This window comes from Aminobacter sp. P4_D5, assembly GCF_056401815.1.
The window spans coordinates 1-12,104 of the sequence record NZ_JBFUIP010000066.1 but is presented as its reverse complement, the minus strand read 5'-3'; the positions used below and the strand labels follow the sequence as shown (position 1 = coordinate 12,104).

Genomic DNA, 12,104 nt, shown 5'->3' with positions numbered 1-12,104 from the left:
ATGAGCACCGCCCCAAATTCCCTTTCGCGTTCGCGCAAGCGTCTCCTGGCCGCCGCCGCATCCCTTGCCCTTGTAGGGGCGATTGGTTTCGGCGCCGTGACCAGTGGAACCCTCCCAGTTTATGCTGACGCAGTAAACGTCAATGCACCGCAGGTCCCGAGCTTCGCCGACGTTGTCGAGCATGTTTCGCCGGCAGTTGTGAGCGTTCAGGTCAAGGCGAGGATCGACCCGGCTGCCGATACCGGCTCTTCGCCGTTTTCCAACCAGCAGGGTTTTGACAATTTGCCGGACAATCATCCGCTGAAGCGCTTCTTCCGCGGGCAGGACGGCAACGGCCAGAACCAGAATCGTCAGAAGTTCGGCCAGCGCGACGGCAGCCAGAAACCGCGGCCTGTCGCACAAGGATCGGGCTTCTTCATCTCTGACGACGGCTATCTGGTCACCAACAACCACGTCGTTGCCGATGGCACTGCCTATTCCGTCGTCGCTAGCGACGGCAAGGAATATGATGCCAAGCTGATCGGCACTGATCCGCGCACCGACCTCGCCGTGCTCAAGGTCGATGCCAGCACAAAGTTCACCTATGTCAGCTTTGCTGACGACGCGAAGATCAGGGTCGGCGACTGGGTCGTTGCAGTCGGCAATCCATTCGGGCTCGGCGGTACCGTCACCGCCGGCATCGTTTCGGCGCGCGGCCGTGATATCGGCGCTGGCCCTTATGACGACTTCCTGCAGATCGACGCTGCGGTGAACCGCGGCAATTCAGGTGGTCCTGCCTTCAACCTCAATGGCGAAGTGGTCGGCATCAACACCGCCATCTTCTCGCCGTCGGGTGGCAGCGTCGGTATCGCCTTTGCGATCCCAGCCTCTACCGCCAAGCAGGTGGTTCAGGATCTGATGAAAAATGGCAGCGTCCAGCGTGGTTGGCTCGGCGTGGAAATCCAGCCTGTCACTTCCGACATTGCGGAGTCCCTCGGCCTCAAGGGCGAGAAGGGTGCACTCGTTTCGAGCGCCCAGGACACCGGCCCGGCCAAGAAGGCGGGTATAGTCGCTGGTGACGTCATCACCCAGGTCAACGGGCAAGAGGTCGCCTCTCCGAGGGAACTCGCCCGTCTGATCGGCGCTGTCACGCCTGGCAAGGCGGTTGCCGTCACCGTCTGGCGCAACGGCAAGATGGAAAACGTCAACGTCGACCTCGGCACGCTTCCGGGTTCGGACAAGCAGGCCTCGGCGGACCAGCCTTCGGCACCCGGCGAACCCAGCTCGCTTGCCGATCTCGGTCTGACGGTCACGCGTTCGGAAGATGGCAAGGGCCTCGTGGTGACGGACGTTGACCCCTCTAGCGACGCTGCCGATCGCGGTATCCAGGCAGGTGACATCATCACCGCCGTGAATTCGGCCGAAGTCACTTCACCTGCCGATGTGACACAGGCGCTTAGTCAGGCGGAAAAGGCGGGCCGCAAAGCCGTCCTCTTCCAGATCAGCCGCGAAAACAGCAACCGCTTCGTGGCCCTGCCTGTCAATCAGGGCTGACCGATCACTCCTGTCGGGCGGTTTCATCACCCCCGAGCCGCCCGACGGAAAGTGACGGCGCCGGATAGTTTGTCAGTCTTCGATTCCGGCCCCGGTGGCAGCGGGCTCCCATCGCCCGCTGCCACTTCAATCTTTGGAGGAAACGACATGTCGCCTCTGATATCCGGCAAAATCGCGTATAACGATGGCATGAAGATTCTTGTCATCGAAGATGACCGCGAGGCGGCCGACTATATGCAGAAGGCTTTCGCGGAAGCCGGCCATACTGCCCATGTCGCGGGCGACGGCGATTCAGGTTTCGCCCTTGCCGATGCTGCCGAATACGACGTCATGGTCGTTGACCGCATGCTGCCAAGGCGCGATGGTCTTTCGGTGATTGCCGGGCTGCGGTCGCGAGGCAACACAACACCGGTTCTGATCTTGTCGGCGCTTGGCGAGGTCGATGACCGTGTGACGGGCTTGCGCGCCGGCGGCGATGACTATCTCACCAAGCCTTATGCTTTCTCCGAACTGCTCGCGCGGGTCGAAGTGCTCAACAGGCGCGCGCCCGCCCGCGAATCCGAGACGGTCTATCGCGTCGGCGATCTCGAACTCGACCGGCTGTCCCACACGGTGCGCCGCGGCTCCCAGGAAATCACGCTGCAGCCGCGCGAGTACCGGCTGCTCGAATATCTGATGCGCCATGCCGGCCAGGTGGTCACCCGCACCATGCTGCTCGAAAACGTCTGGGACTATCATTTCGATCCGCAGACCAATGTGATCGACGTCCACATATCGCGGCTGCGCGGCAAGATCGAAAAGGGATTTGAAACGCCGATCCTGCACACCATTCGCGGCGCTGGCTATATGCTCAAGGCAGGTTGATGGCGTTCAGACTGCCGGCCATTATGAAAACCACAGCAGCGCGGCTCTCGGCGCTCTATCTGCTGCTTTTTGCTCTTTGTGCCGTCCTGCTGGTCTTTTACATGACGTCGCTGTCGGCGCGCATGCTGATGATGCAGACGCAGGAAACCATCAACGAAGAAGTGCTCGGCCTTGCCCGCGCCTACCAGCGCGGCGGTATCCCCACGCTCGTGCGGGTGGTCGAACAGCGTGCCAGGCAGCCGGGCGCCAATCTCTATCTGCTTGCCGACCCCAACGGCCAGATCCTGTCGGGCAACGTCCAGGGCATCCAGCCCGGCGTGCTCCAGCGTGAAGGCTGGACAGAACTGCCGTTCTCTTACGAACGCTACGGTGAAGTCGCTGGCAGGCGTCCGCCGGCGGTTGCCGAAAAAACGGAGTCGGAAGCGGTGACCGAGGAGCGACACAACGCCATTGCGGTGGTGCTGCGGCTTCCCAACCAGATGCTGCTGATGGTCGGCCGCGATCTTGGCGAGCCGGAACGGTTCCGGGAAGTGATACAAAAGGCGCTGATGGTCGCGCTTGGCATGATGGGCTTTGGCGGCCTGCTGATCTGGTATTTCGTTGGCCGTCGCGCGCTCAAGCACATCGATGGCGTTTCGGAGGCCGGCCGGCGCATCATGGCCGGCGATCTGAGCGGCCGCCTGCCGGTCACAGGGGCGGGTGATGAGTTCGACCGGCTCGCCGAAAACCTCAATGTCATGCTGGCCCGTATCGCCCATCTCAATGACGGGCTGAAACAGGTCTCCGACAACATCGCCCATGACCTCAAGACGCCGCTGACGCGCCTGCGCAACCGGGCCGAGGCGGCACTGTCGGGCAAGAAGACGGGGGCCGACTACCGCGAGGTGCTGGAAGGCACGATCGCTGAGTCCGACCAGCTTATCCGCACCTTCAACGCCATCTTGATGATCTCGCGGCTGGAGGCCGGCTATTCCGCCGAATCCCTGGCCAAGGTGGACCTTGCCGCCGTCGTTCACGACGTTGTCGAGCTTTATGAGCCGGTCGCCGAGGAACTGGGTGTTGGTCTTGAGGCTGCGATTGACGGCGAGTTCATGATCAGCGGCAATCGCGAACTGATCGCCCAGGCATTGTCCAACGTCGTTGACAACGCCATCAAGTATTCCGCCGGCTCGGTTGAGGCGCCGCACGTCAGCGTGACGCTCCGACGCGAGGGCGACGAGGTTCGCCTGCTGGTCGCCGACAATGGCCTTGGCATTCCCGACGAAGGTGATCGGATGCGTGCCACCGAGCGTTTCGTGAGGCTGGAACAGAGCCGGTCGCAGCCGGGTTCCGGGCTTGGGCTCAGTCTCGCCAAAGCCGTGATGAAGTTTCACAACGGCCGCCTTGATCTTTTGCCCGGCAATCCCGGATTATCGGTCCTGATGAGCTTTCCCGGATCGAAGGACGAATAGATGAAAAGCGTGGCCGCACGGAAATCAGCGACCGAATGGCAGCTGGAGCCTGTGGCCAGTGTCGCGCCGCTCGATCCGGAGCGCGCCCGGCGCGAGATGCTCGAGTTGGCGAGCGTCGCCAAGGAGGAGGGGTTCGATAGGCTCGCTGCTTTCCTGAAAGCCGACGGATCTGCTCAGGATTTCCTGGCCGCGGTTTTTGATCTTTCCGAATTCATGCGGGCCAGCGCTCGCCGGCAGCCGGAGATGCTTGATCGGCTGTTCGACCAGAGCGTTACGGAACGGCTTCAGGCGATCGGCGAGGCGATTGCGGCCATCCCGCGCGAGGCTGGCATGACTGAGGCCACCTTGATGATGCAACTGCGCCGGCTGAAGGGCGAGGCGCATTTTCTCATTGCACTCGCTGATCTCGCAGGCGAGGCCGACGCCGAGCTCAGCGTGCGCCGGTTGAGCGATTTGGCCGATCTGTGCACCAGCGCTGCAGTGAACTTCCTGCTCAGCGACGCGCATGGACAGGGCAAGCTCAAGCTGCCCGATCCCGAAAACCCGACAATTGGCTCCGGCTGGATCCTGCTCGGCATGGGCAAGCTCGGCGCCCATGAGCTGAATTTTTCCTCCGACATCGATCTCGTCGTCTTCTTCGATCCCGAGGCACCGGCGATCGTTGATCCGTACGAAGCGACCGAGCTGTTCGCGCGCCTGACCCGGCGGCTGGTCCGCATCATGCAGGACCGCACCGAGCACGGCTACGTCTTCCGCACCGATCTGCGCCTGCGTCCAGATCCGGGCTCGACGCCGCTGGCGATCTCGATCCACGCCGCGCTGCATTATTACGAGAGCCGCGGCCAGAACTGGGAACGCGCAGCGATGATCAAGGCGCGTCCTGTCGCCGGAGACATCGCTGCCGGCGAGGCCTTCCTGAAAGAGCTGCAGCCCTATGTCTGGCGCAAGTACATGGACTATGCGGCCATCGCCGACGTGCATTCGATCAAGCGCCAGATCCATGCCCACAAGGGCCATGGCGAAGTCGCGGTCAAAGGCCACAACGTCAAGCTCGGGCGTGGCGGCATCCGCGAGATCGAGTTTTTCGTCCAGACCCAGCAACTCATCGCCGGCGGTCGCTTCCCCGAACTGCGTGGCCGCGCCACGGTGCCGATGCTCGACCAGCTTGCGGTGCGCGGCTGGATCACGATGGAGGCCCGCGACGCGCTTGAGCGGCAATACTGGTTCCTGCGCCGGGTTGAGCACGCCATCCAGATGGTCGCCGATGAGCAGACGCACACCTTGCCGGAAGATGACGAGGGCCTGGCCCGCATCGCCCACATGCTTGCCTTCACCGACGCCGAAGCCTTTTCGAAGGCCTTCCGGGCGTCGCTGCAGGAGGTAGAGCGGCACTATGCGGCGCTATTTGAGGCAGCGCCCGAGCTCTCGTCCGGCGTCGGCAATCTCGTCTTCACCGGCGATGTCGACGACCCTGATACGTTGCACACGCTGCGCCAGCTCGGCTTCCAGCGTCCGTCCGACATTTGCCGCGTCATCCGCAGCTGGCATTTCGGCCGCTACCGCGCCACCCAGTCGGCCGAAGCGCGCGAGCGCCTGACCGAACTCACGCCGGCACTGCTCGAAGCTTTCGGCAAGACCCGCCGCGCCGATGAGGCGCTGATGCGCTTCGATGAGTTCCTCGCCGGCCTTCCCGCCGGCATCCAGTTGTTTTCGCTGCTCCAGTCCAATCCAGCGCTGCTCAAGCTTCTGGCCACCATCATGGGCGCGGCACCGCGCCTTGCCGGGATCATCACGCGCCGCCCGCATGTCTTCGACGGCCTGCTCGATCCGGCATTGCTGTCCGAGCTGCCGGACCGCGCCTATCTTGCCGCGCGCCTGTCGGCTTTTCTCGAAAGCACTCGGCTCTACGAGGAAGTGCTCGACCGCCTGCGCATCTTTGCCTCTGAGCAGAAGTTCCTCATCGGTGTCAGGCTGCTTGCCGGCGCGATCGACTCCGCACGCGCTGGAAAGGCATTTTCCGACCTCGCCGACCTGACCGTTGGGGCCGCCCTTGAAGCCGTCGAGGCCGAGTTCGCGCGGCGGCATGGCAAGGTCGCTGGCGGGCGTGTGACCATCCTTGGCATGGGCAAGCTCGGCAGCCGCGAACTGACCGCCGGCTCTGATGTCGATCTGATCCTGCTCTACGACCACGACGAGCATGCCGATGAGTCGGACGGCGAAAGGCCGCTTGCCCCTTCGCACTATTACGCGCGCATGACCCAGCGTCTGATCGCGGCTGTTTCCGCGCCAACTGCCGAAGGTGTGCTCTACGAGCTCGACCTCAGGCTGCGCCCATCTGGCAACAAGGGGCCCGTTGCGACCCACATCTCATCTTTCCGCAAGTATCAGCGCGAGGACGCCTGGACCTGGGAGCATATGGCCCTGACCCGTGCCCGCCCGATCGCCGGCGATGCTTCATTGTGCAATGAGGTTGAAATCGAGGTTGCCGCCATCATCGCTTTGCCGTGCGATGCGGCCAAGGTTGTCGCCGAGGCGCGCGACATGCGCCAAATGATCGAGGACGAAAAGCCGCCGCAGGATCTGTGGGACATCAAGCTCGTGCCAGGCGGTTTGATCGACCTGGAGTTCATCGCACAGGTCGCGGTGCTGACTGGCAAGATCGAAGGGCAGGGCCATGCCACGGGCACGGCGGACACGCTCCACAGGCTTGCGCCTGCCTTTGCCGACGCGCAGACTCGCCAGCACCTGGTCGATGCCTATGCGCTCTATTTGGCAATCACACAGATGACGAGGCTGTGCCTCACCGGTGCGTTCGAGCGGAACGATGTTCCGCCGGGACTGTCGGACTTGCTGCTTGCGGCAACCGACCTGCCCGATTTCGGCGTGCTCGAGGCGCACCTTCACGAGACGTCGCAGAAGGTCAGAACGCATTTCGACCGTCTGCTTCGTGGGAGACGATGATGCCGGCGGTGGGAAGCCGGGCTCGTTTCCAACTGCATCGGGGGTAAACGGTGCAACAGGAGAAGTACCATGAAAACGTCCACCACACTCGCGCTGGCCTTCATCGCCCTGGCCGGTGTTGCCGGCACTGCCTACGCTCAGCAAGATGACGGCGATGGCATGCGAGGGCCGGGCAAGATGCGGCTCCAGAAGGCGATGAAGGATGCCGGCGGCAGCCTGACCTTCGACCAGTTTTCTGCCGCCATGGACACCCAGATCAAGAAGATCGTCGCCGACAATGGCGGCAAGGTCACGGTGGAGCAGCTTGCGGCGGCACTGGAGAAGGCGCGCTTCGAAGAGATGGCCAAGCGCATCATGTCGCGCTACGCGGCCAACAGCGACGGCACCTTGACCACCGACGCCATCCAGGCGCGCGAAAAGAAGATGTTTGCGCTGATGGACCGCAACGATGACGGCAAGATCTCCAAGGACGAGCTGCCGCGTCACAACGGTCAGGGCCGCCACGGCGGTCGTGACGGCGGTGACATGAAGTAAGAAGGGCACCAGTCGGCCTTCTCGGGGAAAAATTCCCGAGAAGGCAAGCGCCCCATTCAAGCTGTGGCTGAACGCAAAGCCGCTGCTGTCAGGCGGCCTTGGCCATGCGTTCGACGCGGCGCACCGGGATACGCACCGACACGATCGTGCCGACGCCCTCGGTCGACCTGATCTTCAGCGCACCGCCATGCAGCTCGGCCAGCGAGCGCGAGATGGCGAGGCCCAGGCCCGAGCCGGCGTGGTTTTTCGAGAATTGGTTCTGCACCTGCTCGAACGGGCGGCCGAGCTTGCCCAGCGCATGTTTCGGGATGCCGCAGCCATTGTCTTCTATGCTGAGCGTCAGTGCGCCCGAAGCATTGCGCGCCCGGACCGAAATGCGTCCGCCCTCGCCGGTGAACTTCACCGCGTTCGACAAAAGGTTGATGACGATCTGCTTGACCGCCCGGCGGTCGGCGAACAGCGTCATGGAATCGGCGATCTGCGTCTCCACGGTGATCGACTTTTGCGCAGCCTGTAGCGAAACCACCCGAACAGTCTCGCGGATCAGCGGGCAAAGATCGATCTCCTCGCGGTCCATCGAAAACTGGCCAGCCTCGATCTTCGACATGTCGAGAATGTCGTTGATGACGCCCAGAAGATACTTGCCGCTGGAATTGATGTCGCGGGCATATTCCTCGTAGCGCGGCGAACCCATCGGTCCGAACAGGCGCCCTTCCATCAGCTCCGAAAAGCCGATGACCGCATTGAGCGGGGTACGAAGCTCATGCGACATGTTGGCGAGGAATTCCGACTTGGCGCGGTTGGCCGCCTCGGCGCGCTCGGTTTCCTTCATGTATTTGCGGTTGAGCTCGACCAGTTCGTGCGAACGCTCTTCTTCCGAGCGCCGCGCCAGGCTGAGATCGTGGATCGTCGCCATCAAGCGCCGTTCGCTTTCCATCAGCTTGTCCTGGTGCTGCTTGATCTGGGTGATGTCGGACCCGACCGACACTAGGCCGCCATCGCGCGTGGTCAGTTCGTTGACCTGCAGCCAGCGCCCGTCGGCCAGCTGGCGTTCATAGGTCGCACCCGCGCGGGGGCCATTGGCGCTGGCCAGCCGCCGCTCCGAAGCGAAGGCGACCATGCGCTCTTCGAGGTCTTGACGCGCTGTGCCCGGCAGCACGTCGCGGTCGTTCAGGCCGTTGTCGTGCTGATACTTGGAATTGCACATCACCAGCCGGCCGTTGGCATCCCAAAGCACGAAGGACTCGGTGATGTTTTCGATTGCCGCCCGCAGCCGCTGGTCGGCAGCCTCCGAGCGCAAGGCGAGGTGGCGCTGCTCGGTAATGTCGACGGCAATGCCCGTCATCTGGATTTCGGGCGCCTCGGGATCGATAACCTGGGCGCGGGCGCGCATCCACACCCAGCGGCCATCGGCATGGCGCATGCGGAACACGCGGTCGATATGGTCGACTTCGCGCGCCACCACCTGGTTGGCGAGCTCGAACAGGTCGCCGTCTTCGGGGTGGATGATGCGTGCCACTTCGCCGAATGACAGCATGGCCTCGCAGGCCTCATAGCCGAGCAGCTGATACATCGAGCCCGACCAGTACATCTTGCCGCGCACCATGTCCCAGTCCCACAGGCCGCATTTGCCGCGCACAAGGGCGAGGTCGATGCGTTCATGCGCTTCGAGATAGATGCCATCGGCGGCCTGGGCGCGCGCCGCCTGGCTGAAATAGGCGTAGAGGATGAGGATCAGGATGCCGGCTGTCATCACAAACAGCGCGACGTTGAGCGACACCGTCTTGCGCCATTCGGCGAAGACCGCTTCTTGCGGGACAAGGGCGGCAGCGGCTGCGCGCTTGCCGTCGGCGAGGCTCACTGCCGCCAGCCAGTCCTGGCCACCGATGCGAACTTCCATCACACCGGCGCGGTCACCGAACATGAACAGCGGTTGCCCGCCTGAGACGATGGCGTCGAGGGCCTGGCCTTGCCAACCAGTCGACCGCGGGCTCACCGCAATGACGCGGAAGTTCTGGTCGGTCAGCGCAATGACGTGGCTGCGGCTTAGCGTGCCTTGCTGGCTGGTGCGTTCGAGCAGGTCCTGGCTTGCGGCGGCGAGCGGTACGTCGGCCGTAGCACCCACCATCAGCGAGTTGACCAATTCGCCGGCTGAGAGCGCCAGGATCGCCTTGGCGTTGCGTTCGACGTCGTCGCGCAAGGCCATCATCGACAGGACACGTGTGCCGGCAACGACGATCAGGAAGATGACGATCAGCGTCGGTATCGAGCGGCGGAGCAAGGGCTCGGCGGCAAGGAGCCGACGGTAGGCGGGCTCGGCGATAAGACGTGCATTGCCCGACAAGCCAGCGCCACGCGCTTGCCTGCGACGGCCAAAAGCAGTCTCATCGGGCGCGCCCCACGCGTCCGCCTTTGCCATAAATGGCTCCCCAAATCCCGTTTCCTGGTAGCTGATCCGGCATACGCCGTACTTCCGAATCGTCACTAAAGAATCAAAGCTGATTCGCCTTGTCCAGTGGCGCGGGCGAAAAAGATTAAAATTCGGCTAAAAGGCTGCTGAATTGGATGCGCATATCGCGCTTGCCAAACGGCGGCTCCCGGAAAAGCCGCCGCATTCTGGAACATGACAGAATTCAGGTCAGGTCGGCCTCGCCTGAATTCCTCCATGCTCTGGATCAGGCCAGCGTGCGCTCGATGATGTCGCGCAGATCCGCCGACAGCCCTTCCTTGGCCTGGATCGACAGCAGTGCGGCGCGCGCCTTGGCCTGGCGGTTCGGTTCGAGCGAACGCCACGACCGTAGCGCAGTGGCGAGGCGTGCGGCGACCTGCGGATTGCGCTTTTCGACCGTCAGCACAGTTTCGGCAAAGAAGGTGTAGCCCACCCCGTCGGCGCGGTGGAAACCGGTCTGGTTGGCGCTGGCGAAGCCGCCGATCAGCGAGCGCACCCGATTGGGGTTGGCGATCGAGAAGGCCGGGTGCTCGACCAGCGCTTTCACCGCCTCGACCGCTCCTGCGCCCGGCGCGGTCGCCTGGATCATGAACCATTTGTCCATGACCAGCGGGTCGCTGCGGTAGCGCTTGTCGAATTCGGTAAGCGCTGCCCTGGCTTCCGCCGAGCCGGCATGGCGATGCGCCAGCACCGCAAGCGCTGCGGCACGGTCGGTCATGTTGGTTGCGGCAGCGAAATGCTCGGAAGCGAGAGCCGCGCCGCCCGGCAGGATGGCGAGGTAATCCAGCAGGATATTGCGCAAGGCGCGCCGGCCAGCACTTGCAGCGTCCGGCGAGAAGCCGCCCGACATGCGCAAATCCCCGTGAAGCTGCGAAAAGACTCCGCTATTGCTCTCCGCGATCTTCCTGGCCAGCGCCTCGCGTCCGGCAAAGATCGCGTCGGGATCGATGTTCTTGCCGATATCGCGCGCGATATCGGCTTCACCCGGCAAGGTCAGCGCCAGCGCCCGGAAGGCATGCTCCAGCGCGTCGTCGCCAGCGATGCGGCCGGCGAGCGCGGTCAGCGCGCCTGCGAACTGCGGCTGCTTGCCGCCAAGGATGTTCTTGAACGCGCCGATGGTTGCGTCGGTCAGAAGCGTGTTGAATGCCTGCCAGCGCGAGAACGCATCGCTGTCATGCGAGGCGAGGAAGATCTGGTCTTCCGGCCGTTGCTCGATGCTGAGCGTGATCGGCGCCGAGAAGCCGCGATTGAGCGACAGCACCGGGCGTTCGGAAACGCCCGAAAACGTCACCACATGCTTGCGCTTGCGGACATGGATGACGCCGTTTTCGACCGCCGCACCCTCGGCCGCGTCGAAGGCCATGTCCTTGCCGTCTGAACCTACAAGCCCGAAGGCGAGCGGAATATGCATCAGCCGCTTGCGGCTTTCCGACGGTGTCGGCGGCACCGACTGCTCGACCTCGATGGTGAACTCTGCGGTTGCCGGGTTGTGCGCCGTGGTCACGCTCAGGTTCGGCGTGCCGGCCTGGTGATACCAGAGCGCGAACTGTGACAGGTCGCGGCCCGACACATCCTCGAACACCTTCAGGAAATCCTCGATGGTCGCGGCGTCGCCATCATGACGCTCGAAGTAGAGGTCCATGCCCTGGCGAAACAGCTCCGCACCCAGCACGGTGCGGATCATCCGCACCACCTCGGAGCCCTTTTCGTAGACGGTCGCGGTGTAGAAGTTGTTGATCTCGCGATAGCGCCGCGGACGGACCGGATGGGCGAGCGGACCCTGGTCTTCGGGGAACTGGTGCGCGCGCAGCGTACGCACCTCGGCGATGCGCTTGACCGGCCGCGAGCGCTGGTCGGCGGAGAATTCGTGGTCGCGGAAAACGGTCAGCCCTTCCTTCAGGCAAAGCTGGAACCAGTCGCGGCAAGTGATTCTGTTGCCTGTCCAATTGTGGAAATATTCATGCGCGATGATCGCCTCGATATTGGCGAAATCGGCGTCGGTCGCGGTCTCCTCGTCGGCAAGCACATACTTGTCGTTGAAGATGTTGAGGCCCTTGTTCTCCATCGCGCCCATGTTGAAATCGGACACGGCAACGATGTTGAAGACATCGAGATCGTATTCGCAGCCGAACACCTCTTCGTCCCATTTCATCGAGCGGCGCAATGAATCCATGGCATAGCCAGCCTGGTTCTCCTTGCCATGCTCGACATAGATGCCGAGCTCGACCGAGCGGCCCGAGGCGGTGACGAAACGGTCCTTGATAGAGCCAAGGTCGCCGGCGACCAGCGCAAACAGATAGGACGGCTTGGGG

Annotated in this window: 7 protein-coding genes; 5 read left to right on the top strand and 2 right to left on the bottom strand. The window is 63.2% G+C overall.

What is annotated here, in order from left to right:
* From AC1DWF_RS15995 to AC1DWF_RS15975, 5 genes are all read left to right on the top strand, one after another.
* Positions 1-1,533 (top strand): Do family serine endopeptidase, encoded by a 1,533-nt coding sequence (locus AC1DWF_RS15995; protein ID WP_476785478.1) that lies wholly within the window; start codon positions 1-3, stop codon positions 1,531-1,533.
* 189 nt (positions 1,534-1,722) lie between these two features.
* A complete protein-coding gene (locus tag AC1DWF_RS15990; RefSeq protein WP_476787533.1) occupies positions 1,723-2,397 on the top strand; it encodes a response regulator transcription factor in 675 nt (224 codons plus the stop codon).
* The gene (locus AC1DWF_RS15985; protein WP_476785519.1) at positions 2,397-3,848 is read left to right on the top strand and encodes a sensor histidine kinase; all 1,452 of its coding nucleotides are present in this window, start codon (positions 2,397-2,399) and stop codon (positions 3,846-3,848) included. The genes AC1DWF_RS15990 and AC1DWF_RS15985 overlap by 1 nt, the downstream gene beginning before the upstream one ends.
* A complete protein-coding gene (locus AC1DWF_RS15980) occupies positions 3,849-6,809 on the top strand; it encodes a bifunctional [glutamine synthetase] adenylyltransferase/[glutamine synthetase]-adenylyl-L-tyrosine phosphorylase (RefSeq protein WP_476787486.1) in 2,961 nt (986 codons plus the stop codon).
* Between the two features lie 69 nt (positions 6,810-6,878).
* Complete coding sequence (locus AC1DWF_RS15975; protein WP_476785517.1) at positions 6,879-7,343, top strand: EF-hand domain-containing protein; 465 nt, start codon at positions 6,879-6,881, stop codon at positions 7,341-7,343.
* Between the two features lie 88 nt (positions 7,344-7,431).
* Here the strand turns inward: AC1DWF_RS15975 and AC1DWF_RS15970 are convergent, their stop codons facing one another.
* Both AC1DWF_RS15970 and pepN read right to left on the bottom strand, forming a co-directional pair.
* Positions 7,432-9,762: a PAS domain-containing sensor histidine kinase gene (locus tag AC1DWF_RS15970; RefSeq protein ID WP_476787485.1), complete on the bottom strand. Its 2,331-nt coding sequence runs from the start codon at positions 9,760-9,762 to the stop codon at positions 7,432-7,434.
* Positions 9,763-10,018: 256 nt separating this feature from the next.
* Positions 10,019-12,104, bottom strand: a 2,086-nt coding sequence (gene pepN / locus AC1DWF_RS15965) for an aminopeptidase N (RefSeq protein WP_476841821.1), incomplete at its 5' end; no start/stop codon positions are given.

Coding starts and splice junctions, on each gene's coding strand:
- AC1DWF_RS15985 (WP_476785519.1), top strand. CDS start 2,397: ATGGCGTTCAGACTGCCGGCCATTATGAAAACCACAGCAGCGCGGCTC.
- AC1DWF_RS15975 (WP_476785517.1), top strand. CDS start 6,879: ATGAAAACGTCCACCACACTCGCGCTGGCCTTCATCGCCCTGGCCGGT.
- AC1DWF_RS15980 (WP_476787486.1), top strand. CDS start 3,849: ATGAAAAGCGTGGCCGCACGGAAATCAGCGACCGAATGGCAGCTGGAG.
- AC1DWF_RS15995 (WP_476785478.1), top strand. CDS start 1: ATGAGCACCGCCCCAAATTCCCTTTCGCGTTCGCGCAAGCGTCTCCTG.
- AC1DWF_RS15970 (WP_476787485.1), bottom strand. CDS start 9,762: ATGGCAAAGGCGGACGCGTGGGGCGCGCCCGATGAGACTGCTTTTGGC.
- AC1DWF_RS15990 (WP_476787533.1), top strand. CDS start 1,723: ATGAAGATTCTTGTCATCGAAGATGACCGCGAGGCGGCCGACTATATG.